Origin of the sequence: Sphingomonas molluscorum, from assembly GCF_039522995.1 — a bacterium.
GTDB classification, from domain to species: domain Bacteria; phylum Pseudomonadota; class Alphaproteobacteria; order Sphingomonadales; family Sphingomonadaceae; genus Sphingomonas; species Sphingomonas molluscorum.
This window is the reverse complement of sequence record NZ_BAAAEL010000001.1, coordinates 550,514-575,558: the sequence shown is the minus strand read 5'-3', so window position 1 is coordinate 575,558 and position 25,045 is coordinate 550,514. Positions and strand designations below refer to the sequence as shown.

Genomic DNA, 25,045 nt, shown 5'->3' with positions numbered 1-25,045 from the left:
TCCGCGGCCAAGATCGCTTGCGCCGCTCTCGGCTGCCCGACATCTTGATGTCAGAACGAGGGGGGATGTTCAGATGAGGCTTGTGGATTGGTTGGCCGGTGCATCGTTGTTGTGCGCCGGTGTTTCGGTGTCGGCACAGGAAGCCGCGACCGACGCGGAGGGGCAGCGGCTTGCCGCAGCGTTCGGGTCGCGTGAACAGGTGCAGCAGATCAGCATCTCGCCGGATGGCAGCAAGGTGGCGATGCTGATGCCCGCGGGCAAACGGGGCACTCGCCTGGTGATAGGCGACCGCCGGACCGGCGAGGCACCCAAGTCGATTCTGGTGTCGAGCGGCGAACCCGAGCAGCTGACGCACTGCTTCTGGTCCACCAACCAGCGGATCGTCTGCGGCATCTATTCGGTGGCATCCGGATCCGAATTGCTCGGGTTCACGCGCCTGGTCTCGCTGAACAGCGACGGCGGCGGCATGAAGGTGTTGAGCGCTCGTACATCCAGCCGCGCCCTTGCCGCCATGTACGACGGCGGACGGCTGATCGACCGCCTCGCCGAAGCGGAAGGCGGTACCGTGCTGATGACGCGCTCGTTCGTGCCGGAGAGCACGGCCGGGACGCTGCTGGCAAACCGAACGCAGGGATTGGGGGTCGAGCTGGTCAACACGACGACCCTAGCGCGCAAGGTCGTGGAGCAGCCGCGCGCGAATGCCGTCGATTATGTCAGCGACGGGCATGGCTCCGTGCGGATCATGGGGATTCAGTCGACCCGCGCCTCTGGCTACGACGGCAACCAGATCAGTTACTCCTATCGGCTACCCGCAAGTCGCGCCTGGCAACCGCTGAGTACGCTGGACCTGAACAGCAGGGCCGGATTCAATCCGTACGCCGTCGATCCCGATCTGAACGTCGCCTATGGCTTTGACCTGAACGACGGCCGCAAGGCCCTCTACCGGGTTGCGCTGGATGGCAGCGGAAGCCGCGAGTTGGTGGTCGCCCGGCCGGACGTCGACGTGGACGGGCTGTTGACGATCGGGCGGCACTCGCGCGTGGTCGGGGCGAGCTTCGCCACCGATCGTCGAGAGGCGGTGTTCTTCGACCCGCAGCTGAAGGCGCTGCAGGGTGCCTTGAAGAAGGCGCTGCCGCACCAGCCGCTGGTGACGTTTCTGGACGCGAGCGCAGACGAGAACCAGCTCCTCCTGCTGGCCGGCGGCGACGTCGAACCAGGCACCTATTATGTCTATGACAAGCGGACACGCGCGCTGGAGCAAGTCCTGCCGGCGCGGCCGGAGCTTGCGAACACCGTGCTCGCGCCGGTGAAGGCGATTACCTTTCCCGCAGCGGATGGCACGCCGATCCCGGCCTATCTCACGCTGCCCGTAGGCGGCGCGGCGAAGACCGTTGGCGCGATCGTGCTTCCGCACGGCGGCCCGGGAAGTCGAGACGAATGGGGCTTCGACTGGCTGTCCCAGTTCCTTGCCGCACGCGGCTTTGCGGTGCTCCAGCCGAACTTCCGCGGGTCGGCGGGCTATGGTGATGCCTGGTTCCAGAAGAACGGCTTCCAGTCGTGGCGAACGGCGGTCGGGGATGTCAACGACGGCGGCCGCTGGCTGGTGCAGCAGGGCATCGCCAAAACCGACAAGCTTGCCGTGCTGGGATGGTCCTATGGCGGCTATGCCGCGCTTCAGTCCGCAGCGCTGGATCCCGCCTTGTTCAAGGCGATCGTCGCGATCGCGCCGGTGACGGACCTCGATCGGCTCCGCGAGGAATCGCGCTTGTTCACCAATTTCATGTTGGTGGATGCTTTCATCGGCCATGGCGCGCACGTGCGTGAAGGGTCGCCAGCGCAGAACGCCGCCCGGATCCAGGCGCCGGTGCTGCTGTTCCATGGCGATCTCGATCGCAACGTAGCCGTCGGCGAGTCGCGTTTCATGGCGGACCAGCTTCGGGGCGCCGGGCGCAAGGTCGACTATGTCGAGTTCAAGGGGCTCGACCATTATCTGAACGACAGCGAGGCGCGTACGCGCATGCTCGCGCAGACGGACGCCTTTCTGCGCACCAGCCTGAAGATCGGCCGATAGAAAAAGGGCGGCCCGCCAGGACCGCCCTCTTCTTTGTCTTGCCGGTGGGCCGCGGCGGGTGCCGCGGTCCGGATCCGATCAGCGCGAGTAGAACTCGACGACCAGGTTCGGCTCCATCTTCACCGGGTACGGCACCTCGTCGAGGGTCGGCACGCGGGTGAAGGTGATCTTTGCGGCGCCATCGGGTGCGACATAGTCGGGGATGTCGCGCTCGGCCAGGCTCTGCGCCTCGAGCACCAGCGCCATCTCCTGCGCCTTGCTGCCCAGCGTGATCTCGTCGCCCGGACGGACACGGCGCGACGCGATGTTGCACTTCACGCCGTTGACGCGGATGTGGCCGTGGCTGACGATCTGGCGAGCCGCCCAGATGGTCGGCGCGAACTTGGCGCGGTAGACGATCATGTCCAGGCGCTGCTCGAGCAGGCCGATCAGGTTCTGACCGGTGTCGCCCTTCATGCGCGACGCTTCTTCATAGGTGCGCTTGAACTGCTTCTCGGTCACGTCGCCGTAATAGCCCTTGAGCTTCTGCTTGGCGCGCAGTTGGATGCCGAAGTCCGACATCTTGCCCTTGCGGCGCTGGCCGTGCTGACCGGGGCCGTACTCGCGCTTGTTGACCGGGCTCTTCGGACGGCCCCAGATGTTCTCGCCGAGACGACGGTCGAGCTTGTACTTGGCGCTGTGGCGCTTCGACATTTGGTATTCCTTGCAACTGCAACAACGGTGACCCGCCCAGAGGACGGATCGCGATTCCCGGTCTTTCGCGCTGCTGGGATCGAAGAACGACCGGCAGGGCTGCCGCTTCACCGGGGTGCGGAGCCGATTGCGAAGGCGCGCGCCTAGCCGCAGACGGGGGCATGAGTCAAGCTGGACAGGCCGTCTGGACACGTCGGGGCCCGCCCGCCTAGGCACGCGGCATGACGATCCTTTCCGGTCCCGATTGCACCACCATGCGCGAAGTCCGCGCCGGCGTCGACCAGCTCGATCGCGAGCTGGTGGCGCTCCTCGCCCGCCGCTTCGCCTATATGGACGCCGCCGCCCGCATCAAGCCGGAGCGCGGGCATGTCCGCGACGAAGCGCGCAAGGCGGAGGTCATCGCCAACGCCCGCGCCGAGGCGGCTCGGCTGGGCGTGCCGGAGGCCGTGGTCGGCGCGCTGTGGGAGCAGCTGGTGGAGGCGTCGATCGCCTATGAACTGGCGGCGTTCGATCGGCGCTAGGTTACCGCTGGCGCGGCCGTGCGAGCGTCGACAGCACGCCGCGCAGCGTACGCACTTCCTGCGAATTCCAGCCCGGCTTGGTCAGCAGCGTGCGCAGTGTTCGGCGCGTGGCGGGTGCTCGATCGGGCGGAAAGAAATAGCCGCCGGCCTCCAGCATCCCGTCGAGCTGCGCGATCATGCCTTCGAGTTCCTCCTGCGAGGCGGGAGGATCGAGTTCGGTCTCCGGCGGGCTCGCAAGGTCGGCGCCCTTGGACCACTCGTACGCGACCAGGATCACCGCCTGGGCGAGGTTGAGCGAGCCGAACTCCGGGTTGATCGGCACGGTGACGATGGTGCGGGCAAGCGCGACGTCGTCGGTCTCCAGCCCGGATCGCTCCGGCCCGAACAGGATGGCGGCGCGGCCGGCGTCGCTGCGAATCGCGCGGGCGGCCTCTTCCGGCGTGACGACCGGCTTGGTGACGCCGCGCTTGCGGACCGTGGTCGCAAAGACGTGGCTGCAATCGGCCACCGCATCGGCGACGGTTTCAAAGACCCGTGCCTTCTCCAGCACCACGTCGGCGCCGCTCGCGGCTGGCCCCGCCTGCGGATTGGGCCAGCCATCGCGCGGGGAAACCAGCCGCATCTCCACTAGCCCGAAGTTGAGCATCGCGCGCGCGGCCTTGCCGATGTTCTCGCCCAGCTGCGGGCGCACCAGCACGATGACGGGGGGTGGGGACAATTGGGGTTTCTCCGTTGAGTTCGAGCCAGCGTCGAGCGCAGCCGAGACGCATTGTCGAGAACCGGCTGCCGCAGACACGCCGTTCCAGTCGGCCCGGAACAGCGCTTCCTTCTTCTTGCGCGACCAGTCCTTGATCTGCTGCTCGCGGTCGAGTGCGTCGATCCGCGTTGGGAAGCTCTCGCTCCACATCAGTTCGACCGGCCGGCGGTCGTGGGTGTAGCCGGGGAAGCTGCCTGCCTGATGCTGGGCGACCCGCGTCTCCAGATTATCGGTGTGGCCGGTGTAATAGGTGCCGTCGGCGCGTCGCAGGATGTAGACATGGAACATCGACGGCTTCCTCTGCTGGCCCGGGTTCTCGACTTCGCATCTCGACAGGCTCGATGCGGCTCGAACCAAACGGAGACGTATCAGCGCACGGGCGAGTGGCGCTTGCGTCTACTCCCGCCCCACCTCGGCCACGTTCCCGGCGAACTCCTCGAAGTCCCGCGCCTCGCGGAAGTCCTTGTAGACGCTCGCGAACCGGATGTAGGCGACCGAGTCGAGGCCCTTGAGCGCCTCCATCACCATCTCGCCGATGCGCTGGGCGAGCACCTCGCCGTCGCCGGTGGTCTCCAGCTGGCGCTGGATGCCCGACACCAGCCGCTCGATCTGCGCCTGTTCGACCGGGCGCTTGCGGGTCGCGATCGCGACCGAACGGAGCAGCTTCTCGCGATCGAAGGGTTCGCGCCGGCTCTCGCTTTTCAGCACCCACAGCTCGCGCAGTTGGATGCGCTCGAACGTGGTGAAGCGCGCGGCGCAGGCCTCGCACTGGCGGCGCCGCCGGATCGCCGCCCCATCTTCGGTGGGGCGGCTGTCCTTTACCTGGCTCGCATCATTTCCGCAGAAGGGACAGCGCATTCAGATCCGCTTCTTGGCCTTGAGATAGGCGTAGCCGGCGCCGGCCGCGGCGCCGATCACCGGGCCGATGAAGGGCAGGGGGATTGCGACCACGGCGCCGAGCGCGCCCCACTTCGCCATGCTCTTGCCCAGGGCCTTCTTCTGCGCGTCGGTCGAGTAGTCGGTCATGATCAGCCTCCGTAGATCGGGAACCGAGCACACAACGCGCGAACCCGCTCGCGGACCCCCGCCTCGACCTGGGCGTCGCCCGCCTCGCCCTTTGCCGCCAAGCCGTCGAGCACGTCGGCGACCATGTTGCCGATCTCGCGGAACTCGGCGGTGCCGAAGCCGCGGGTGGTGCCGGCCGGCGAACCGACGCGGATGCCGCTGGTCTTGACCGGCGGCAGCGGATCGAACGGAATGCCGTTCTTGTTGCAGGTGATGCCCGAGCGCTCCAGCGCCTCGTCCGCATCGCGGCCGGTGACGCCCAGCGGAGTGAGGTCGATCAGCGCCAGATGGGTGTCGGTGCCGCCCGACACGACATCGCTGCCGCGCTCCTTCAGGGTCGCGGCGAGCACCTTGGCGTTCTCCACCACCGCGGCGATGTAGCTCTTGTACTCGGGGCGCAGCGCCTCGCCGAACGCGACCGCCTTGGCCGCGATCACGTGCATCAGCGGCCCGCCCTGGAGGCCAGGGAACACCGCCGAGTTGATCTTCTTGGCGATCGCCTCGTCGTCGGTCAGCACCATGCCGCCGCGGGGCCCGCGCAGCGTCTTGTGGGTGGTGGTGGTGGTGACATGGGCGTGGCCGAATGGGGTCGGGTGCAGCCCGGCCGCGACGATGCCGGCGAAGTGCGCCATGTCGACCATGAACTTGGCGCCCACCTCGTCCGCAATCGCGCGGAAGCGGGCGAAGTCGATGTGGCGCGGATAGGCCGAGCCGCCCGCGATGATCAGCGTCGGCTTGTGCTCCTTGGCGAGCCGCTCGACCTGGTCATAGTCGATGAGGTGGTCTTCCTGTCGCACGCCGTACTGGACCGCGTTGAACCACTTGCCCGACATCGCCGCCTTGGCGCCGTGGGTGAGGTGGCCGCCGGCATCCAGGCTCATGCCCAGGATGGTGTCGCCGGGCTTGGTCAGGGCCAGCATCACCGCGCCATTGGCCTGCGCGCCCGAATGCGGCTGCACATTGGCAAAGCCGCAGCCGAAGATCTGCTTGGCGCGCTCGATCGCCAGCGTCTCGACCTCGTCGGACGGTGCGCAGCCCTGGTAGTAGCGCTTGCCGGGATAGCCCTCGGCGTACTTGTTGGTGAACACCGAGCCCTGCGCCTCGAGCACCGCCTTCGACACGATGTTCTCGCTGGCGATCAGCTCGATCTGAGTCTGCTCGCGGCTGAGCTCATGCTCGACGCCGGCGAACACTGCCGGATCGACGTCGGCCAGGCCGCGGGTGAAGAAACCGTCGGGCTGGACCTGGTCAAGGGTCTGCGGGTTGCTGCTCATGGATGCGCCTCCTGGGGCTCGGGCTGGCCGGTCGCGCGTGCCTTTAAGCCGCCCTGCACGCGAACGCTACCCGTTCTTGCCCCAAATAGCTGCGCTTCAGCCCAGCGTGGGGGTGCTCAGCTTGTCGATGCGGCGCTGGTGGCGCTCGCCGCCGAACGGCGTGGCCAGGAACGCCTCGATGCACGCTTTGGCCATTTCGACGCCGACCAGCCGCGCACCCATCGCCAGCACGTTGGCGTCGTTGTGTTCGCGCGCAAGCCGCGCCGACAGCGGCTCGTTCACCAGCGCGCAGCGGCAGCCCACATGCCGGTTCACCGCGATTGAGATGCCGATGCCGGATCCGCACAGCGCAATGCCGAGGTCCACTTCCCCGCCGCTCACCGTGCGCGCCAGCGCATAGCCGTAATCGGGATAGTCGACGCTGGCCTCGCCCTCCGGCCCAAGGTCCACGACGTCATGGCCCGCATCGCGCAGCCAGGCGACGAGCGACGCCTTCAACGCCACGGCAGCGTGATCGGAGGCGAGGGCGATGCGGTACGACATGGGACAGGCCTTGAAGATCGATGGTCGCTGCTGCCTAGCCGTGCGGCCGCGTGAAGGCTAGACAGGCCGCCCAACGCGGGAGGAACGCGATGCGCCGAACGATCTGCTTGTCGATGCTGGTGGTGCTGGCCGGGTGCGAACAGCGCGCGGAGCGCCGCGCCGAAGGCGAGGCCGTCGAGCGCGCGGTCCACAACAGTGGCCATGTTGCATCCCAGGAAGCGCCTGCGGAAACGCCGACGGCCACACCTACACCCACGCCCACGCCGGCCCCGACGGTGGCCGATGCCGCGGCGACCGACGCATGGATCGGACGCTGGCGTGGCGTCGAGGGGCTGAACCTGGTGATTTCCGCCGACCGCCAAGCGGGCCCCGGACACTACACGCTGGAGATGCAATACTCGCTGGACGACAAGGGTGTGTTCCAGGGAATCGCGGCCGGCGACACGATCCGCTTCACCCGGCCGGACGGGCCGCAGACGCTGCGCGCGACGGACGGTGAGGCGACCGGGCTCAAGTGGCTTGCCGACAAGAAGGACTGCCTGACGGTGAAGACGGGCGAGGGCTATTGCCGCGACTGACGCCGCTCTGAGCCCCGCCCACCACTTCGCGCTTCACCCCCGGCCCCGCATCCTCTAATCGGCGCGGTTCCATGACCGACGAACCGAACGCGAAGCGCGACTGGCGCGACACCGTCTTCCTGCCGAAGACCGACTTCCCGATGAAGGCGGGGCTTGCCGCCAAGGAGCCGGCGATCCTCGATCGCTGGGCGCGCATCGGGCTGTACGATCGCCTGCGCCGCGAGCGTGCCGGCCGCGAGCGGTTCATCCTCCACGACGGCCCGCCCTACGCCAACGGCGACATCCACATGGGCCATGCGATGAACAAGGTCCTCAAGGACATCATCGTCCGCTCGCAGACGCTGATGGGCAAGGACGCGCCCTATGTACCGGGGTGGGACTGCCACGGCCTGCCGATCGAGTGGAAGATCGAGGAACAGTACCGCGCCAAGAAGCGGTCCAAGGACGAGGTGCCCCCGGCCGAGTTTCGGGCGGAATGCCGCGCCTATGCCGCGCATTGGGTCGACGTGCAGAAGGGCCAGTTCCAGCGGCTGGGCGTGTTGGGCGACTGGGAAGACCCGTACCTCACCATGAAGTTCGAGGCCGAGGCGACGATCGCGGGCGAGCTGCTCAAGTTCGCCGAGTCGGGCCAGCTCTATCGCGGTGCCAAGCCGGTGATGTGGAGCCCGGTCGAAAAGACCGCACTCGCCGAGGCCGAGGTCGAGTATGAGGACATCACCTCGACGCAGATCGACGTCGCGTTCGAGATCGTGGAAGCGCCGAACGCGCCCGAGCTGGTCGGCGCGCATGCGGTGATCTGGACGACCACGCCGTGGACGATCCCAGTGAACCAGGCCTTAGCGTACGGGCCGGAAGTCGATTACGCGATTGCCTCGTTGCGCGATCACGACGGTCGTCTGGTTGGCCGCTACGTCGTCGCCACGCAGCTTGCGGATGCTTTTCAGAAGCGTGCAGACAAGACACTGCGCCCAGGAGATGCGCCGGAGTCCGCTGGTGTGTGGAGCATCGATAGCTTCGTTCATGGCTCCCAGCTGGCCGACGCCATCGTACGCCACCCGATGCACGCGCTTGGCGGCTTCTTCGCCAAGCCGCGGCCGATGCTGCCGGGTGATTTCGTCACCACCGATGCGGGTACCGGCCTCGTCCACATGGCGCCCGATCATGGCGAGGACGATTTCGCGCTGTGCAAGGCGCATGGGATCGACCCCGTCTTCGCCGTCACCGGCGACGGCAAGTATCGCGACGACTGGGCGTGGCTCGGCGGCCAGGGCAGCGTCATCAACCCGAAGTTCACCGCGTCCGGCAACGGCGGTAAGCTGGAGGAAGGGCCGATCTGCCGCGACCTGCGCGAAGCGGGCGCGCTGCTCGCCGCGTCGGACGACTTCCGCCACAGCTATCCGCATAGCTGGCGCTCCAAGGCCAAGGTGATCTTCCGCGCGACGCCGCAGTGGTTCATCCCGATGGATGCGGCCACCACCGACGCGGCCGAGCAGGGCGCGGAAACCGCCGCCGGGAACGGCGCCACCCTGCGCGAGCTCGCGCTCGACGCGATCGAGCACACGCGGTTCGTGCCGGAAAAGGGCCGCAACCGCATCGCCTCGATGGTGTCGGGTCGTCCCGACTGGGTCATCAGCCGCCAGCGCGCCTGGGGCGTGCCGATCGCGCTCTACGTCCACCGCCAGACCGGCGCCTATCTGCGCGACCCGGCGGTGAACGCGCGCATCCTCGATGCCTTCCGTGCAGGCGGCGCCGATGCCTGGTTCCAGGCCGACCACCAGGCGCTGCTCGGCGCGGAATACCGTCTCGAGGACTATGAGGTCGTCACCGACATCCTCGACGTGTGGTTCGACTCGGGCTCGACCCACGCCTTCGTGGTCGAGGCGCGCTATGGCGCCGGGACCCGCGCCAACCTGTACCTCGAAGGCTCCGACCAGCATCGCGGCTGGTTCCAGTCGTCGCTGCTGGAAAGCTGCGGCACCCGCGGCCGCGCGCCCTATGAGGCGGTGCTGACCCACGGCTTCGCGCTCGACGGCAACGGGCGCAAAATGTCCAAGAGCCTGGGCAACGTCGTCGATCCGCTGAAGGTGATCGGCGAGTCGGGTGCGGACATCCTGCGCCTGTGGATCGCGCAGACGGACTATTTCGAGGACGTGCGCATCGGCAAGGAAGTGCTGGCGGGCACCGGCGACACCTATCGCAAGCTGCGCAACACCTTCCGCTACCTGCTGGGTGCGCTCGACGGCTTCACCGACGAAGAGCGAGTCGCGGTGGCCGACATGCCCGAGCTGGAGCGCTACGTGCTCCACCTGCTCGGCAAGCTCGACGTCGAGCTGCGGGCGGCTGCGGAAGCGTATGAGTTCAACCGCTACGCGCGTGCGCTGACCGACTTCGCCAACGAGGATCTGTCGGCGTTCTTCTTCGATATCCGCAAGGACTCGCTCTACTGCGACGCCGCGGACGATCCCAAGCGCCGCGCCTATCGCACCGTGCTCGACCTGCTGTTCCACGCGCTGGTCCGCTATGCCGCGCCAATCCTCGCCTTCACCGCCGAGGAAGTGTGGCAGGCGCGTTTCCCCAGCGAGGACGGCTCCGTCCACCTGCTCGAATGGCCCGAGCTGCCGCCGCTGCCCGCCGACGACGCCGTCTCGACCAACTGGGACGACGTCCGGCGCCTGCGCGAGCGGGTGACCGAGGCGATCGAGCCGCTTCGGCGCGAAAAGATCGTGCGCTCCAGCCTGGAGGCCGAAGTCACCGTTCCCGAACTGCCGCTTCCCGAGGACGCGCTTGCCGAGGCGTTCATCGTCGCTTCAGTGGCGAAGGGGGAGGGTGACGATGACGGCGTGGGCGTGGTCCGCACCCACCGCCACAAATGCGGTCGCTGCTGGCGCCACCTGCCGGAAGTTGCAGTGGACGATGCGCTGTGCCACCGCTGTACCGAGGTAGTATCCTGATGCAACGCACCCGCCTTCACGGCTTCCTGCTCGCAGGGCTGATCTTCATCGTCGACCAGGCGGTGAAGTTCGTCGTCACCGGTCCTCTGGGCGTGTCCCGGCCGGGCGACGAACGCATCCTGCTGCCGATCTTCGACCTGCGCTTCGTGCCGAACGTCGGCGTGTCGCTGGGCCTGTTGCCCGCCGACAGCAGCGTGATGCGCTGGCTGCTGGTGCTGCTGACCGCCGCGATCGCGAGCGGTGTCGCCTGGTGGATGCTGCGCGAGAAGAGCCGGCCGGACCTGTTCGCGCTGGGCCTGGTGCTGGGCGGTGCGCTCGGCAACATCCTGGACCGGGTGCGCTTCGGCTATGTCGTCGACTTCCTCGACCTGCACTTCGGGACGTGGCGCCCGTTCCTGATCTTCAACGTCGCCGATGCCGCCATCACCATCGGCGTGCTGATCCTGCTTGTCCGCGCGGTGCTGGTGCGCGACAAGCCCGCCGAAACGCCCGCTGGGGAGAAGGTAAATGCGTAAACTCCATGCCGCCGCGAGCGTCGCGCTCGCCCTTGCTCTCGCGGGCTGCGGCTCGTCGGGGCTCAACCGCGCCCGTCCGGACGAGTTCGCCGTAGCGCGTCAGGCGCCGCTGGTGATCCCGCCCGACTATGCACTGGTGCCGCCGCAGCCGGGCGCGCCCCGTCCGCAGGAAGTCGGCGCCTCGACCCAGGCGCTGCAGGCGATGTTCGGCGGTCAGGCGCAGCGTAGCGCAAGCGAGCGCGCGGCCCTGACCCAGGCAGGCGGCAACGACGCGGCCGATGCCGGCATCCGTTCCGGCCTGGCCGATCCCGACACCGCCGTGGTGGACAAGGGCTCGACCACCCAGGACATCATCGCGGCACCGGAAGGTGACGGCCAGGCAGCGCGCACCACGCCCTGATCGCCGGGTCACAGCTGGTACCAGAAAGGGCCGCGACGTGAGTCGCGGCCCTTCTTTGTTGGGCCCGCCCCGGATCAGGCGGGCGGCCGTCAGAAAGCAGCGGTCAGCGAAACCACCACGGTGCTTGCGGCAATCGGGCTGCCGTCCTTGGTCTTGGAAAAACCGGAGCCCAGATACGCCGACTCGCGCCGGGTGATGTCGGTGTCGACATAGGCGACCCCCAGCGTCAGCTGGTTCCAAGTGGCGTCCACCCCGAGCAGCCAGTCGAAATACTCGCCCGTCGGCGACAGGCTGGTGCCGTTCGGGCCCAGGCCCGGGTTTCCGTTTGAATAGCCGATGTGCGCCTTTGCCGTCAGCGGCGTGTTGGGAATGCCAACGGTCCCGTCGCCGGACAGGTAGAGGTTGTCGTCGCGATCGGCGTCGGGATGCGCCATGAAGTTGCCGAGCGAAGTCTGCTTGGGTGCGTAGAAGACGCCCGCCGTCAGGTTCGCCGGGCCGGCGGTGCCGGAGACCTTGCCATAGAGCTCGACCACGTCGGTCTCGTCCGCGCCGCCGGGGTAGGTGTACCAGGTGACGCCCACGTCATAGGCCGCGTTGCCGACCTCTCCCTTATAGCCGGCGACCAGGTCCAGCTCGATATTGGCCCCGCCAAACGTGCCCCAGCCCGCAAGGTTGGAGCCCCAGGTGGCGATGTAGAACCCGCTCTCATGCGCGATGGTGATGCCGCCCTGGAGCGCGACTTCCTTGTCGCTCTGCGACACACCGCGGAAGCGATAGTCGGACGCGACGCTGGCGCTGCCGCTGACCGTGATCGGCTGGGGAGGGTCGGTTTCCTGCGCCCAGGCAGGCGCGATGCTGCCGACAGCGGCGAAGATCGAAACAAGTATGTTGGAGAAGCGCATCGTGACCCCCTTGAGGTGATGGTTCTCCTCCTGCTTGCGTCCTGGGGTGTCGTCCGCACCCCCTGTGACGCGACACGAAGGTGCCGATCAGCGGGTGCGGACACAACGCTTGTTTCGTCGATGTCGCTTTTTGGGATCGGAATGTTGCGTTGCAGCAACAGACGGCGATCAGCGTACTTCCAGGATCGCGTCCACTTCCACGACTGCACCGAGCGGAAGCACCGGGACACCGACCGCACTGCGCGCGTGCTTGCCGGCCTCGCCGAACACCGCGACCATCAACTCGGAGGCGCCATTGGCGACCTTCGGCTGGTCCGTGAAGCTGCCCGCGCTGTTCACGAACACGCCGAGCTTCACCACCCGCGAAACGCGATCGAGGCTGCCCAGCGCCTTTTCGGCCTGCGCCAGCAGCATCAGGGCGCAGCGCCGCGCCGCCTCGACACCATAGTCGAGGTCCCGGTCCTCACCGAGCCGACCGGTCATCAGCGCGCCGTCCAGGAACGGCAACTGCCCGGAGATGTGGAGTAGCCCGCCGGCCTCGACCGCCGGCACATAGGCGGCGACGGGCGCGGCCGCTTCGGGGAGGGTGAGGCCGAGTTCGGCCAGCTTCGCGGGGATGTCGGTTGCCATGGCGTGGGTCATCCCGCGGGGCCGGGCGGGGGTCAAGCCTCCGCCGGCGATCCCGCGTCGAAGCGTGCCGCGATCCATGCCGCGGCGTCCCGCCAGTCGTCGATTCGCGCGTGTGCAGCCGGGGCAGGGGGCACATGCGGCGCAAGGCTGGGCTCCGACACCATGTGCAGCCGGTGGACGCCCGGGGCATGCTGTGCGACCGAATCATGGTGCGTCGGCAGGTCGTCGACGAAGACCGTGACCGGGCCGCCGTGCTCCGCCACCAGTCGCGCGACCGGCTCGCCCTTTGGGCCCTGGTTGCATTCGACGCGGTGGACGATGCCATGGGTGGAGAGCTGGGTGATCCGCGACTCGCGGCAATGATCGCGCAGGTTGGTGAGGATGACGATCTCCGCGCGCTGCCCAAGCGCCTCCAGCGCCTCCGCAGCGTGCGGCACCAGCGTCTGGCGGTCCATCTCGGCCGGGAAGAAGCCGTCGATCAGCGACCACATCCGCTCCCGCGTGACGAGTTCGCCGTCCGCGCGGTGGCGCATCGCCTTTTCGAAGCTGCCCTCCGCCAGCTGCAGGTCGATGTCGTGGTCGGTGTCGAGCCAGTCCCGGAAGTGACGCACCATGTGGAGCAGCACTTCGTCGCAGTCGCAGATCAGCAATGGCTTCATGGTCGCTCCAGCACGCGCCTCGCGCGGGTCAGTTCCTCAGGCCCCACCTGCAAGCTCTCGGCACAGGCGATCAGGTCGGGTTCGTGATTCTCGAGATAGCCGATCACCGCCGCCAGAAAGGCAGGGGTGTTGGCCCGCGCCCGCAGGACCTCCGGCGTGATCCCCGTCACGTCCAAGAAGCGACGCGCCCGCTCCGGATCGGCCAGCACCCAGCTCAGCGCGCCGAGCGACAGCGTCGCCGCCGCTTCGGCGTTTGTCTCATGGGGCGCCATGCCGTAGTACCTCGGGGATCAACAATCGGGTCTTGGACGTGACAAAAAGGGTACTCGTTGTCGAGGACAACGAACTCAATCTGAAGCTGTTTTGCGACCTGCTGCGGGCGCACGGGTTCGTGACTGAGCCGGTGCGCGACGGGCGTGAAGCGGTGGCGCGCGCGCGCGCGTTCGCGCCCGACCTGATCATCACTGACATCCAGTTGCCGCACATGACGGGCCTGGAGCTGATCGGGCGCCTGAAGCTGGATGCGAAGCTGCGCAACATCCCGATCATGGCGGTGACCGCCTACGTGGGGCGCGAGGACGAAGAGCGTATCCGCGCGGCGGGCGCGAACGCTTATGTCACCAAGCCGATTTCGGTGGTGCGCTTCGTCGGGGAGGTGCGGGCGCTGCTGCCGCGTCAGGCCGACGAATCGGCGGACGCGGCGCTGGCCGGCTGAGACCGCTCCGCGCCAGCGGAGCGGCAACCGATTACTTGATCTTGGCTTCCTTGAACTCGACGTGCTTGCGCACGATCGGGTCGTACTTGCGGAAGCTGAACTTCTCGGTCTGCGTACGCGGGTTCTTCTTCGTGACGTAGAAGAAGCCGGTGTCGGCCGTGCTGACGAGCTTGATCTTGACGGTGGTCGGCTTTGCCATGACCCTGAAATCCTTCGGTTCGCGGTACCGGACAGCGTTGAAAAACAAAAAGCGGCGCGCGCAAATCGCGGCCGCCCACAGGCTGGGCCGCATGCGTCACCTGCCCGCGGTTGTCAAGGCAAACACGCTGCTTGCCTGCTCCACCCTTGCTGTTTCATCGTTCCTTCACGTGAGGATGGCACCATCCCGCGGCAAGCCAAGGAGAGGGCCCAAGCGATGATCGAGGCAGTTGTAGGCGCCCCCGTGGAGTTCGAAAGCGGTCTTGCCGCGTTGCGCCGCGCCAGCGGCCGCGGGCCGGTGCGGCACCTGGCGGCAGAGGTCGAGGGTATCCGACGCCTGGCGGCCGCGCAGGGGCTCGTCGGGGCGGCGCCGGTGATCCGGGCGATCGACTCGGCGCTGGCGCGCGGCGAGCGCGGTGCGTTGCTGCAGGGGCTCGTCGTCATCCTCGAGGACGCACTGGCGCAGCGGGAGCCGGGCGACTCGAGCTCGGTCTACGCCGCCGCCTGTTCGGTGCGCCTCGCCGGCTGAGCGCCGGGCTGCGGATGGAGACACTGGTTCCTGCCCTTGTCGCGGTGCTGCTCGCGCAGGTCTTCGATCCGCCCGCACGCCTTGCGGCCGTGCTCGCGGACCGCTTTGGGAGGGCGGGCGTAACCGCCGGACTGTTCCTCGCCCATGTGGCCGGGTTCCTCGCGGCAGCGGCCGGAGGTGCGCTGATCGCGCCGGGAATGAGCCCCAACGCCCGGGCGCTGCTCCTCGCCCTTGCCCTGGTGTTCGCAGGTGCGGGCGGTCTGGCCCGGACGAAGCTCGCCGATCGACTGACGAACTGGCGCATCGGAAGCGTCGCAACCGCATTCCTGGGGATCTTCATCCTCGCGTTCGGGGACCGCAGCCAGTTTCTGGCTCTTGCCGTCGCCGCCTGGAGCGGGAGCCCCGTGCTGGCGGCGATCGGGAGCACGGTCGCGGCGGTCGCGGTCGGCGCGATCGCGGCGACGGTCGGAGAGCGTGCCTGGTGCCGCTGGCCGGGGCGGCGGGCCGCCGGCCTCGGGGTATCGGCGCTGCTGGTGGTGACCGGCGCGGTGCTCGCCGTGCGCGCGTTGCGCCTTGGCTAGAGAAGCTCTTTGCCTTTGCCCTTGAACGGGAGCGATTCGGGGCAAAGTTCGTTTCCCTCGCGAATCATCATCCGGAGAACCCCATGGCCGACACCAACCCGGCGCTCGACACGCCGACCGACCTGAACAGCAACAAGGTCCGCTCCGTTGCGGACGCGCTGAACGGTACGCTTGCGGACTGTTTCGCGCTGTATCTGAAGACCAAGAACTTCCACTGGCACGTCTCGGGCCCGCATTTCCGCGACTATCACCTGATGCTCGACGACCAGGCCGCGCAGATCCTTGCCATCACCGACGTCATTGCAGAGCGGGTGCGCAAGACGGGCGGCACCACCCTGCGCTCGATCGGGGACATCGCGCGCCGCCAGCAGCTCAGCGATGACGACCGTGACTTCGTAGCGCCCGGCGAGATGCTGACGATCCTGCGCGATGACAATCTGAAGCTGGTCGAATCGATGCGTGCGGCGCGCGAAGCTGCCGAGACCGCGGGCGATACCGCCACGAGCAGCCTGGCCGACGAGTGGATCGACCAGGCCGAGGAGCGCGCCTGGTTCCTGTTCGAAGCCGGCCGCAGGAGCTGAGCACGTTCGGGGCGGCCGATGGAACGATCGGCTGCCCCGCTCGATTGACCTGCGAAGCTAATGGAGGAACTGCCATGCTGCGTTGGGCCATCATCTTTCTGATCGCGGGACTGGTGCTCGGGGTGCTCGGCTTTGGTGGGATCGGCGGCGCGTTCGTCGATATCGCCAAGATCCTGTTCTTCATCGCCGTGGCGATCTTCGTCGTGCTGCTCGTGCTGGGCCTGCTCGCCGGTCGCGGCATCAAGAAAGCGATAGACTAGCTTTCCGGCCCGATTATCCTCCCCGTCGGCTGGGCTGGCGGGGAGAGTCGCTGTGGCGCTGACGGGCATGGTTGCTGGGCTGCTGCTGGCACTCGCCGGCGAGTCGCAGACGCGAACCGCTACTCCTGGCGCTCCGCCGCCGCAGGCGCAGATCGCAGACCTCTCCTGGCTAGCCGGGCAGTGGCATGGCGAGGGCTATGGGGGGCCGGCGACCGAGGTCTACTCGGCGCCGCAGGCCGGTGGCATCGCCGGCCACTTCCTGCAGGAAGACGGCAAGGGCGGGGTGCTCTTCTATGAGCTGCTGCAGATCGTGCCGCGTGGCCGATCGCTGGTTTATCGACTCCGCCACTTCAATGCCGATCTGACCGGGTGGGAAGATGCCAAGGGCGGCAAGGCGGTGGAGTTCCCGCTGATCGCCGTGGAGGGCGACCGCTTCTTCTTCGACGGGCTGACGCTGGTGCGCGAGGGGCCGGACGCACTCACCGTATGGGTGCGGATCGCCGAGGACGGCGCACCGGCGCGCGATGTGCCGTTCCGCTATCGGCGGGTCCGCTGAGGGCCACGCAACCAAGCGTACCGCCGGCGGGTTGATCGGGCATGCGTGCGTTCGCCGACCTGCTCGACCGGTTGATCTACACCCGGTCGCGCAATGCCAAGCTCCGCCTGATCGGCGATTATCTGCGGACCACGCCGGACCCGGACCGGGGCTGGGCGATCGCGGCGCTGACCGGCGACCTCGACCTCCCGGCGGTGAAGCCCGCCATCATCCGCCAGATGATCGAAACGCGAGTGGACCCGGTGCTGTTCGGGATGAGCCGCGACTTCGTCGGCGACACGGCCGAAACGGTCGCGCTGCTGTGGCCCGAGCCACCTGCCGGCTCCCCTGCGGCGCGCGAGGCAGAGCCGCTATCGCTGGCGCAGGTGGTGGATACGCTCGCCGCCCTGTCGCGAAGCGATGCGCCTGCCGTCCTCGCCGCGATGCTCGACCAACTCGATTCGGACGAGCGTTTCGCCTTGCTCAAGCTTGCGACCGGCGGGCTCCGTGCAGGTGTGTCGGCGCGGCTCGCGAAGACGGCGCTCGCGCAAGCCTTCGGCCTCGATGTGGAGGCGGTGGAGGAGGTATGGCACGGCCTCGCGCCGCCTTATGCGCCGCTGTTCGCCTGGGCCGAGGGTCAGGCGCCGCAGCCCGACAGCGCCAACCTGCCGGTGTTCCGCCCCTTCATGCTCGCGCACCCACTGGAGGACGGCCGCGTCGATCTCGCGGATTATGCCGCGGAGTGGAAGTGGGACGGAATCCGGGTGCAGCTGGTCCACGCCGGTGGCGAGACCCGGCTCTACAGTCGTGCGGGGGATGACATTACCGCCAGTTTCCCTGAGGTCGCGGCCGCCTATGCAACCCCCGGGGTGCTAGACGGCGAACTGCTGGTGAAGGGTGAGGCGCAAGGCCATGCGCTGGGCGAGGCGGAGGGCGCGGCCAGCTTCAATGCGCTCCAGCAGCGACTGGGGCGCAAGATGGTGTCGAAGCGGATGCTGGCCGACTATCCCGCCTTTGTCCGGCTCTACGACATCCTGTTCGACGGCTCCCGTGACCTGCGGGCGCTTCCGTGGAGCGAGCGGCGCGCGGCGCTGGAGCCGTTCGCCGCCGGGCTCGATCCGGAACGGTTCGACGTCTCCCGGCTGATCGAAGCGCCGGACTTTTCGGCGCTGGAGGCGATCCGCGAGGGGGCGCGTGACGCCGCGATCGAGGGTGTGATGCTCAAGCGGCGCGACAGCCCCTATGTCGCCGGGCGTCGGGTGGGTCTCTGGTACAAGTGGAAGCGCGATCCCCTCACCGCCGACTGCGTGATGATGTATGCCCAGCGCGGCAACGGAAAGCGCTCGTCCTTCTATTCGGATTACACCTTCGGCTGCTGGACCGGTGACCCGGCTGAGGGCGGTGAGCTGCTACCCGTGGGCAAGGCCTATTCGGGGTTCACCGACGAGGAGCTGAAGTGGCTCGACCGGTTCGTGCGCACCAACACCGTCCAGCGCTTCGGCCCCGTCCGCGAGGTCGAGAAGACGCTGGTGCTGGAGGTGGCGTTCGATTCGATCCACGCGTCGCGTCGCCACAAGTCGGGGCTCGCCATGCGGTTCCCGCGCATCGCGCGGATCCGGCGCGACAAGCCGGCTGCGGAAGCGGACCGGATCGAGACCCTGCTCCGTATGGCGACCTAAGGAGACCCCGCTAGGGCGCTGGATCGAGCGCGATCTCGAACAAGGTCGGCCAGAGCTTGCCGGTCACGAACAGCCGGCGCTTCACCGGGTCCCAGGCGATGCCGTTCGGAACCGCCTCCGGATCGGTTGCGGCGACCTCCGTCGCGAGGTCCGACAAGTCCATCAGGCCGGTCACCGCGCCGCTGGCCGGATCGATGCGGACCAGATAGTTGCGATGCCACACATTGGCGAAGATCGCGCCGTCGACCACCTCGAGCTCGTTGAGGTTGCGCACAGGGCGGCCGTTTGCGGTGACCGTCAGCTCGCGCTGGACCGCAAAGCTCTTCGGGTCCCGAAAACGCAGGGTCGCCGAGCCGTCCGACTGGATTAGCGCCTTTCCGTCGCTTGCCAGCCCCCAGCCTTCGCCGGTGTAGCGGAAACTGCCGGTGCGCTTGAGCGTCTTCGCGTCCCAGCGATGCGCGAGGCCCGTCTTCCAGGTAAGGCTGACGAGGCTATTCTCCCACAACGCCAGGCCTTCGCCGAACTGATCGGCAGGCAGCACCGCGCGGGCGAGCACCTGCCCATCCTCCAGCCGCACTCGCCGGACTTCCGAGCGGCCTTCCAGGCCGATGCTCTCGAACAGGGCGCCATCGTGCCACAGCAGGCCTTCGGTGAAGGCGCCGGGATCATGGGGATGGCGCGCGACGATGCGCGCGGTGATCGGATAAACGGGAGCCGGAGACGGTGCAGTCGCCGGAGGGGCGACCTGCCCGGTCGCGGCAACGGGGGCAGGGGCGCCCGAAACCAGCGTCGCCGCGACGGCAAGGACCATCGCGGCGACATGGTTGCGGAACCGCCTGGCCGACGTGCGGCCGGACGGCATCCGGAATCAGCCCTTGGGCTGGAGGTTCACCGCGGCGTACTTGCCGCGCCGATCCACCTCGAGCTCGAACTCGAGCTTGTCGCCCTCGTTCAGCGTGGGCATGCCCGCGCGCTCGACGGCCGAGATGTGCACGAACGCGTCCGGCTGGCCGTCGTCGCGCTGGATGAAGCCGAAGCCCTTCATTGCGTTGAAGAACTTGACCGTGCCCGACGCACGCTCGCCGGTCAGCTGGCGCTGCGGGCCGCCCATGCCGCCGCCCCGCGGAGCGGCATCACGGTCGCGCGGTGCACCGCCGCCACCTTCGGTGACCGGCATCGGTTCGCCGTCGATCTTCAGCTCGGTGGCCGAGACTCGACCGCCGCGATCCACCAGGGTGAAGCCGAGCGGCTGACCCTCGGCCAGACCGGCGAGGCCTGCCTGCTCGACTGCGGAGATGTGCACGAACACGTCCTCGCCGCCATCGTCACGGACGATGAAGCCGAAGCCCTTCTGTCCATTGAAGAACTTCACGACGCCCGTGGCTTCGCCGACGACCTGCGGGGGCATGCCGCGGCCACCGCCACCGCCGCCACCACGGAAGCCGCCGCCGCCGCCGCCACCGCCGAAGCGATCGCCGCCGCCGCCGAAGCCGCCGCCACCGCCGAAGCGATCGCCGCCGCCGCCGCCGTAGCCGCCGCCACCGCCGAAGCGATCACCACCGCCGAAGCCGCCGCCACCGCCGAAACCGCGGTCGCTGTAGCCACCGTAGCTCTCGTCACCGAAACTGTCGCGCTTGTCCTTGCCGCGCCCGCCGCGATCCCCGCGGCGCCCTCGATCGAAACTCATTGCCCTGTTCGTCTTCCCGGCTCGCCCAAATCACCATCAGAACCCAAGCGCCGGACGAATGACGCAAGTCTCTGGGCGCACAGGCAGATGCGCCACGACGCCACCATAGCCGAAACGCGTGTAGCCGGAAATGTTTTCGACAATTTTACGGCAGGTAACGCGCGATCGCGCCACAACCGTGGCGGAGACGGCACAGCTTCGGCATTTTTTGACCGCCCGGATCCGGTGGAGGGGCGCACATGCCGGCCCCTTCCTGCAAACATGCCGGTCTCGGATGATTCGCGGCCTCTCAGTGCCGACTCGGAGAAGCGCGATGCCCCAGGGAGTTCGGCCGGGCCATTGAGCCCGCTCCCCGAAGCGTCTAGGCGTCGAGCATGGCTGTTTACCTGCACGAAGAAGATCTGCCCGCCGACCTGTTCGCGCCGGGCGCCGACCTCGCCGTCGATACAGAGACCATGGGCTTGCACACCCACCGCGACCGGCTGTGCGTCGTGCAGATTTCGGATGGGGGCGGTGACGAGCACCTCGTCCGCTTCTCGCCCGGCAGCGACTATGCCGCGCCGAACCTGCGTGCTGTCCTGGGCGATCCGGATCGCGTCAAGCTCTACCACTTCGCCCGCTTCGATCTCGCGGCGATTCGCCACTATCTCGAGACCGTGGCCGCGCCGGTCTATTGCACCAAGACCGCCTCGCGCCTCGTCCGGACCTACACCGATCGCCATGGCCTGAAGGAACTGGTGCGCGAACTGCTCGGCCAGGAAATCTCCAAGGCGCAGCAGTCGTCGGACTGGGGCGCTCCGGTGCTGAGCGACGCGCAGAAGGAATATGCCGCTTCCGACGTGCGCTATCTCCACGCGATGCGCGAGGAGCTCGACCGCCGCCTCGCCCGGGAGGGGCGGAGCGCCCTTGCCAAGGCCTGTTTCGATTTCCTGCCGCACCGGGCCGATCTGGACCTGGCCGGGTGGCCGGAAGTCGACATCTTCGCGCACATGTAAGCGACACGATGTCGGAGATCGCCCGCCGCGAACGAACGCAGCGCCAGCATTGGGCGCTCCCCGGTAGTCGCCACGACCGGCTGATCCGCCTGTCCCTGGTCGCGCTGCCGGTCGCGATCGGCGTGCTGGCGGCATTCCTGGTGCTCGCCCCCCTGTTCATGCGCGGCGACGTCAGCTTCGTGCTCGACAAGAACAAGGTGGAAGTCGCCAAGGAGCGGCTGCGCATCCAGGCGGCCCGCTACACGGGGGCCGACGCCAAGGGGCAGCCGTTCGCGCTGACCGCAGGCTCGGCGGTGCAGAAGAGCTCGTCCGAACCGATCGTCCAGCTCGACAAGCTTGCCGCCGAGATCCAGCTGAAGGACGGCCCGGCAAGGTTGAACGCCAACCACGGACGCTACGATCTGGATACCGAGCAGGTCGCGATCGACGGGCCGATCGCCTTTCGCGCAGCCGACGGATACCGCCTCGACACCCGCGATGCGACGGTGGACCTGAAGACGCGCAAGCTGCGCAGCGGCGGCGCGGCGGACGGCACCACGCCGCTCGGGACCTTCAGCGGCGACCGTCTTTCGGCCGACCTGGAGGCGCGCACCGTGCGCCTCGACGGCAATGCCCGCTTGCGCATCCAGCCCGGGCGAACGAAGTAGGCGCTATGATACGTGTTCCGCACCTTCTGCTCGTCGCCGCGCCCCTCGGGCTGCTCGCCGCGCACGCTGCCTTCGGGCAGGTACGCCACGACTCGAACGCGCCGATCGATTTCAGCGCCCAGTCGATCGAGCTGCAGGATCGCGCCAATCGCGCGATCCTGACCGGCGGCGTGACGATCCGACAGGCGACGATGACGCTGACCGCGGACCGCGTGACGGTGAACTACACCGGCCAGGTGGCTTCGGGGTCGCCGCAGGCCTCGCGGCTCGACGCGGCCGGCGGGGTCACGGTGACGCGCCCGGACCAGACCGCCAAGTCGAACTACGCCGTTTATGACGTCAACCGGCGCGTGGTGACGATGATCGGCAACGTCTCGCTGACGCAGGGCACCAACCGGCTCAACGGCGGGCGGCTCTCGATCGATCTCGACACCGGTCGTGCGACGATCGACGGCTCGGGCGTGGCGAGCACCACCGCGCCCGGCGGCGGCGTGACGCAGCAGGGCGGCCGTGTGAGCGGACGCTTCTCGGTACCCAAGCGCAACTGACGCACCGTCCGGCGGACCAGGGGGCGCCGATCGACGGTACCCCCTTTCCCTCCGGGCGCGAATCATGCACGAATCTCGCCAGCTGCATGCGCGTTTCGAGGCGATGACCTTCGACGCGCCAGCACGGAGCCCCAGATGGACGATGTGACCACCCTAGCCAGCCCGACCACGGCACCCCATGCGGAGCCGACGATGGCGCACGGCCTGTCGGTGGTGTCGATCGCCAAGTCCTACGACAAGCGGGTGGTGCTGTCCGACGTCTCCATGTCGGTCGGCCGCGGGGAGGTCGTCGGGCTGCTCGGCCCCAATGGCGCGGGCAAGACGACCAGCTTCTACTCGGTCATGGGCCTGGTGAAGCCGGACGCCGGGCGCATCATGCTCGACGGCGACGACATCACCAGCCTGCCGATGTACCGGCGCGCGATCCTGGGGCTCGGCTACCTCCCGCAGGAAACCTCCATCTTCCGCGGCCTGACCGTCGAGAAGAACATCCTCGCCGTGCTCGAGCTTGCCGAGCCGGATCCGAAGGCGCGCGGCCAACGGCTCGACCAGTTGCTCGACGAGTTCGGCCTCACGCGCCTGCGGGACGCGCCGGCGATGGCGCTGTCGGGCGGCGAGCGGCGGCGTGCGGAGATCGCGCGGGCGCTGGCGGCCGATCCCTCGATCATGTTGCTCGACGAGCCGTTCGCGGGTATCGACCCGATCTCGATCGCCGACATCCGCGATCTGGTCGGCCAGCTCAAGCAGCGGGGGATCGGCGTGCTGATCACCGACCACAACGTCCGCGAAACCCTCGACATCGTCGATCGCGCTTATATCATCTACGATGGCCGGGTGCTGTTCACCGGCTCGCCCGAGGAACTGGTGGCCGACGCCAACGTCCGCCGCCTGTACCTGGGCGAGAGCTTCTCGCTCTGACCCATGGCACGCGCCGGTCGCCTCCCGCAGCGCGAAGGGCACCGGCACGCTGAAGGCGTTCGCGGGAGGCGCGGCTGATGTCGCTCGGCCCGCGCCTCGATCTCCGCCAGTCGCAGTCGCTGGTGATGACGCCGCAGCTCCAGCAGGCGATCCGGCTGCTCGCGCTGTCGAATCTAGAGATCGAAGGCGTCATCGCCGAGGAGATCGAGCGTAACCCTCTGCTCGAATCGGGCGGCAGCGACGATCCCGGTGGCGAGGATTTGCCGCCGGGCGACACGCCCCCCATGCGCGACGAGCCCGCGGGCGCCGACGAACTGGTGCTGATGGGAGAGGCGAGCGGAGAGGCGCTCGACATCGATCTGGCGGGCGACGCCTTCATCGACGACTGCCCCGGGGATGCCATCGGAGGGCTGGACGGCAGTCTGAGTTCCAGTGGGGCCGGCGCTGCCGCGCTGCCCGATGACGGCCTGGACTTCGATGGGTTTGAGGCCGACGGGCCCTCGCTCGCCGACCATCTCCTCGCGCAGGCGGGTGCGGTGCTTTCCGGGCCGGCCCTGTTCGTGGCGCAGCAACTGATCGATCAGATCGACGAGTGCGGCTATCTCACCGGCTCGCTGCTCGACGTCGCCAACCGGCTGGGCGTGCCGCTGGCCGAGGTCGAGGCGGTGCTCGCGACGATCCAGACCTTCGACCCTACCGGTGTGGGCGCGCGCAGCCTGGCCGAGTGCCTCGTGCTCCAGGCGAAGGAGGCGGATCGCTACGATCCCTGCATGGCCCGATTGATCGACAATCTGGATCTGGTCGCCCGCGGCGCGCTGCCGCAACTGCGCCGGCTCTGCGAGGTCGACGACGAGGATCTGGCCGACATGATCCGCGAGCTGCGCGGCTATGATCCCAAGCCCGGCTGCCGTTTCGGCGGGGAACGTGCGCCCGCGGTGGTCCCCGATCTCTTCGTGGCCCCGCGGGGGGCCGGCTGGGCCGTGGAGATCAACGGGGCCACGCTGCCACGGCTGCTCGTCAATCGCGCCTATTATGTCGAGCTTTCGGGCGGGCGGCAGGACAAGACCTCCCGCGCCTGGCTCTCCGAATGCCTCGCGAGCGCCAATTGGCTGGTCAAGGCGCTCGACCAGCGGCAACGTACCATCATCAAGGTCGCGGCCGAGATCGTGAAGCAGCAGGAGGGTTTCTTCCGAAAGGGCGTGGCCCACCTGCGGCCGCTCACCTTGCGGCAGGTGGCCGAGGCGATCGAGATGCACGAATCGACGGTCAGCCGGGTCACCTCGAACAAATATCTCAGCTGCGCCCGCGGGCTGTTCGAGCTGAAGTACTTCTTCACCTCCGCGATCCAGGCTGCCGACGGGGGCGAAGCGGTGTCGGCCGCAGCGGTCAAGAACGCGATCAAGACGCTCATTGCCGCCGAGGACCCCCGCAAGATTCTGTCCGACGACACGCTGGTCGAGCTGTTGAATGCCAAGGGCTTCGACATCGCCCGGCGCACGGTCGCCAAATACCGAGAGGCTTTGGGGATCGGCTCCTCGGTGCAGCGGCGCCGGCAAAAGGCGCTGCAAGGGACCTGATATCGGCTTCGGCCCGGGTTCGTGGTTCCCGCCGCG

Annotated in this window: 31 protein-coding genes; 18 read left to right on the top strand and 13 right to left on the bottom strand. The window is 68.1% G+C overall.

Translation table 11 applies throughout. The features are described from left to right. Positions 1–73 precede the first annotated feature (73 nt). Positions 74–2,071, top strand: a complete 1,998-nt coding sequence (locus tag ABDZ92_RS02880) for an alpha/beta hydrolase family protein (RefSeq protein WP_125959124.1) — start codon at positions 74–76, stop codon at positions 2,069–2,071. 78 nt (positions 2,072–2,149) lie between these two features. Here ABDZ92_RS02880 and rpsD read toward each other — a convergent pair whose 3' ends face one another. After that, complete coding sequence (gene rpsD / locus ABDZ92_RS02875; protein ID WP_125959123.1) at positions 2,150–2,764, bottom strand: 30S ribosomal protein S4; 615 nt, start codon at positions 2,762–2,764, stop codon at positions 2,150–2,152. Between the two features lie 221 nt (positions 2,765–2,985). Between rpsD and ABDZ92_RS02870 the strand changes: the two genes are divergently transcribed. Beyond that, the gene (locus tag ABDZ92_RS02870) at positions 2,986–3,285 is read left to right on the top strand and encodes a chorismate mutase (protein ID WP_125959122.1); all 300 of its coding nucleotides are present in this window, start codon (positions 2,986–2,988) and stop codon (positions 3,283–3,285) included. A gap of 1 nt (position 3,286) precedes the next feature. Here the strand turns inward: ABDZ92_RS02870 and ABDZ92_RS02865 are convergent, their stop codons facing one another. From ABDZ92_RS02865 to rpiB, 5 genes are all read right to left on the bottom strand, one after another. Then, complete coding sequence (locus tag ABDZ92_RS02865; RefSeq protein ID WP_125959121.1) at positions 3,287–4,330, bottom strand: TrmJ/YjtD family RNA methyltransferase; 1,044 nt, start codon at positions 4,328–4,330, stop codon at positions 3,287–3,289. Between the two features lie 108 nt (positions 4,331–4,438). Then, positions 4,439–4,900 carry a transcriptional regulator NrdR gene (gene nrdR / locus ABDZ92_RS02860; RefSeq protein WP_125959120.1) on the bottom strand — a complete coding sequence of 154 codons (462 nt, stop codon included), beginning with the start codon at positions 4,898–4,900 and terminating at the stop codon, positions 4,439–4,441. Beyond that, positions 4,901–5,068 (bottom strand): hypothetical protein, encoded by a 168-nt coding sequence (locus ABDZ92_RS02855; protein ID WP_164521171.1) that lies wholly within the window; start codon positions 5,066–5,068, stop codon positions 4,901–4,903. A gap of 2 nt (positions 5,069–5,070) precedes the next feature. Then, positions 5,071–6,381, bottom strand: a complete 1,311-nt coding sequence (glyA, locus tag ABDZ92_RS02850; protein WP_125959119.1) for a serine hydroxymethyltransferase — start codon at positions 6,379–6,381, stop codon at positions 5,071–5,073. Positions 6,382–6,477: 96 nt separating this feature from the next. Next, positions 6,478–6,924, bottom strand: a complete 447-nt coding sequence (rpiB, locus tag ABDZ92_RS02845; RefSeq protein ID WP_125959118.1) for a ribose 5-phosphate isomerase B — start codon at positions 6,922–6,924, stop codon at positions 6,478–6,480. An 89-nt stretch (positions 6,925–7,013) separates the two neighbouring features. Here rpiB and ABDZ92_RS02840 point away from each other — a divergent pair, with 89 nt between their 5' ends. From ABDZ92_RS02840 to ABDZ92_RS02825, 4 genes are all read left to right on the top strand, one after another. Next, positions 7,014–7,502: a hypothetical protein gene (locus ABDZ92_RS02840; RefSeq protein WP_206432114.1), complete on the top strand. Its 489-nt coding sequence runs from the start codon at positions 7,014–7,016 to the stop codon at positions 7,500–7,502. Between the two features lie 71 nt (positions 7,503–7,573). Continuing rightward, complete coding sequence (gene ileS, locus ABDZ92_RS02835) at positions 7,574–10,453, top strand: isoleucine--tRNA ligase (RefSeq protein ID WP_125959117.1); 2,880 nt, start codon at positions 7,574–7,576, stop codon at positions 10,451–10,453. After that, positions 10,453–10,968: a signal peptidase II gene (lspA, locus tag ABDZ92_RS02830; RefSeq protein WP_125959116.1), complete on the top strand. Its 516-nt coding sequence runs from the start codon at positions 10,453–10,455 to the stop codon at positions 10,966–10,968. The genes ileS and lspA overlap by 1 nt, the downstream gene beginning before the upstream one ends. Continuing rightward, positions 10,961–11,368: a DUF3035 domain-containing protein gene (locus tag ABDZ92_RS02825; RefSeq protein WP_125959115.1), complete on the top strand. Its 408-nt coding sequence runs from the start codon at positions 10,961–10,963 to the stop codon at positions 11,366–11,368. The genes lspA and ABDZ92_RS02825 overlap by 8 nt, the downstream gene beginning before the upstream one ends. An 89-nt stretch (positions 11,369–11,457) precedes the next feature. Here the strand turns inward: ABDZ92_RS02825 and ABDZ92_RS02820 are convergent, their stop codons facing one another. The 4 genes from ABDZ92_RS02820 to ABDZ92_RS02805 form a co-directional block, all read right to left on the bottom strand. Continuing rightward, the gene (locus tag ABDZ92_RS02820; RefSeq protein WP_125959114.1) at positions 11,458–12,270 is read right to left on the bottom strand and encodes a TorF family putative porin; all 813 of its coding nucleotides are present in this window, start codon (positions 12,268–12,270) and stop codon (positions 11,458–11,460) included. Between the two features lie 168 nt (positions 12,271–12,438). Next, positions 12,439–12,900 carry a RidA family protein gene (locus ABDZ92_RS02815; RefSeq protein WP_125959113.1) on the bottom strand — a complete coding sequence of 154 codons (462 nt, stop codon included), beginning with the start codon at positions 12,898–12,900 and terminating at the stop codon, positions 12,439–12,441. Positions 12,901–12,932: 32 nt separating this feature from the next. Next, complete coding sequence (locus ABDZ92_RS02810) at positions 12,933–13,559, bottom strand: HAD family hydrolase (RefSeq protein WP_125959112.1); 627 nt, start codon at positions 13,557–13,559, stop codon at positions 12,933–12,935. Next, the gene (locus tag ABDZ92_RS02805) at positions 13,556–13,831 is read right to left on the bottom strand and encodes a DUF3572 domain-containing protein (protein WP_125959111.1); all 276 of its coding nucleotides are present in this window, start codon (positions 13,829–13,831) and stop codon (positions 13,556–13,558) included. The genes ABDZ92_RS02810 and ABDZ92_RS02805 overlap by 4 nt, the downstream gene beginning before the upstream one ends. A 38-nt stretch (positions 13,832–13,869) precedes the next feature. On the opposite strand from ABDZ92_RS02805, the gene ABDZ92_RS02800 reads away from it, so the two are divergent. After that, entirely contained in the window at positions 13,870–14,274 is a 405-nt protein-coding gene (locus tag ABDZ92_RS02800) for a response regulator (RefSeq protein WP_125959260.1), read from the top strand. Positions 14,275–14,305: 31 nt separating this feature from the next. On the opposite strand, the gene rpmG is transcribed toward ABDZ92_RS02800, so the two are convergent. Further along, a complete protein-coding gene (rpmG, locus tag ABDZ92_RS02795; RefSeq protein WP_125959110.1) occupies positions 14,306–14,473 on the bottom strand; it encodes a 50S ribosomal protein L33 in 168 nt (55 codons plus the stop codon). A gap of 216 nt (positions 14,474–14,689) precedes the next feature. On the opposite strand from rpmG, the gene ABDZ92_RS02790 reads away from it, so the two are divergent. The 6 genes from ABDZ92_RS02790 (at position 14,690) to ABDZ92_RS02765 (ending at position 18,637) form a co-directional block, all read left to right on the top strand. Beyond that, positions 14,690–15,001, top strand: a complete 312-nt coding sequence (locus tag ABDZ92_RS02790; RefSeq protein WP_125959109.1) for a hypothetical protein — start codon at positions 14,690–14,692, stop codon at positions 14,999–15,001. A gap of 14 nt (positions 15,002–15,015) precedes the next feature. Next, positions 15,016–15,582, top strand: a complete 567-nt coding sequence (locus ABDZ92_RS02785; protein ID WP_125959108.1) for a TMEM165/GDT1 family protein — start codon at positions 15,016–15,018, stop codon at positions 15,580–15,582. 83 nt (positions 15,583–15,665) lie between these two features. After that, complete coding sequence (locus ABDZ92_RS02780) at positions 15,666–16,163, top strand: Dps family protein (protein ID WP_125959107.1); 498 nt, start codon at positions 15,666–15,668, stop codon at positions 16,161–16,163. Positions 16,164–16,237: 74 nt separating this feature from the next. After that, positions 16,238–16,423 carry a DUF1328 family protein gene (locus tag ABDZ92_RS02775; protein WP_125959106.1) on the top strand — a complete coding sequence of 62 codons (186 nt, stop codon included), beginning with the start codon at positions 16,238–16,240 and terminating at the stop codon, positions 16,421–16,423. A 52-nt stretch (positions 16,424–16,475) separates the two neighbouring features. Further along, positions 16,476–16,979, top strand: coding sequence for a DUF6265 family protein (locus ABDZ92_RS02770; protein ID WP_125959105.1), 504 nt, complete (start codon positions 16,476–16,478; stop codon positions 16,977–16,979). Positions 16,980–17,020: 41 nt separating this feature from the next. Beyond that, complete coding sequence (locus ABDZ92_RS02765; protein ID WP_125959104.1) at positions 17,021–18,637, top strand: cisplatin damage response ATP-dependent DNA ligase; 1,617 nt, start codon at positions 17,021–17,023, stop codon at positions 18,635–18,637. A 10-nt stretch (positions 18,638–18,647) separates the two neighbouring features. On the opposite strand, the gene ABDZ92_RS02760 is transcribed toward ABDZ92_RS02765, so the two are convergent. Beyond that, the gene (locus ABDZ92_RS02760) at positions 18,648–19,499 is read right to left on the bottom strand and encodes a glutaminyl-peptide cyclotransferase (protein ID WP_241211698.1); all 852 of its coding nucleotides are present in this window, start codon (positions 19,497–19,499) and stop codon (positions 18,648–18,650) included. 6 nt (positions 19,500–19,505) lie between these two features. Then, on the bottom strand, positions 19,506–20,324 hold the full coding sequence (locus tag ABDZ92_RS02755; RefSeq protein ID WP_125959103.1) for a cold-shock protein: 819 nt from the start codon (positions 20,322–20,324) through the stop codon (positions 19,506–19,508). Positions 20,325–20,698: 374 nt separating this feature from the next. Here ABDZ92_RS02755 and ABDZ92_RS02750 point away from each other — a divergent pair, with 374 nt between their 5' ends. From ABDZ92_RS02750 to rpoN, 5 genes are all read left to right on the top strand, one after another. Continuing rightward, complete coding sequence (locus ABDZ92_RS02750; protein ID WP_125959102.1) at positions 20,699–21,319, top strand: ribonuclease D; 621 nt, start codon at positions 20,699–20,701, stop codon at positions 21,317–21,319. A gap of 8 nt (positions 21,320–21,327) precedes the next feature. After that, positions 21,328–21,966: an LPS export ABC transporter periplasmic protein LptC gene (lptC, locus tag ABDZ92_RS02745; protein ID WP_125959101.1), complete on the top strand. Its 639-nt coding sequence runs from the start codon at positions 21,328–21,330 to the stop codon at positions 21,964–21,966. A gap of 5 nt (positions 21,967–21,971) precedes the next feature. Continuing rightward, entirely contained in the window at positions 21,972–22,514 is a 543-nt protein-coding gene (locus ABDZ92_RS02740) for an LptA/OstA family protein (protein WP_125959100.1), read from the top strand. A gap of 135 nt (positions 22,515–22,649) precedes the next feature. Beyond that, positions 22,650–23,432 (top strand): LPS export ABC transporter ATP-binding protein, encoded by a 783-nt coding sequence (lptB, locus tag ABDZ92_RS02735; RefSeq protein ID WP_125959099.1) that lies wholly within the window; start codon positions 22,650–22,652, stop codon positions 23,430–23,432. A 77-nt stretch (positions 23,433–23,509) separates the two neighbouring features. After that, on the top strand, positions 23,510–25,009 hold the full coding sequence (gene rpoN, locus ABDZ92_RS02730; RefSeq protein ID WP_125959098.1) for an RNA polymerase factor sigma-54: 1,500 nt from the start codon (positions 23,510–23,512) through the stop codon (positions 25,007–25,009). Positions 25,010–25,045 lie beyond the last annotated feature (36 nt).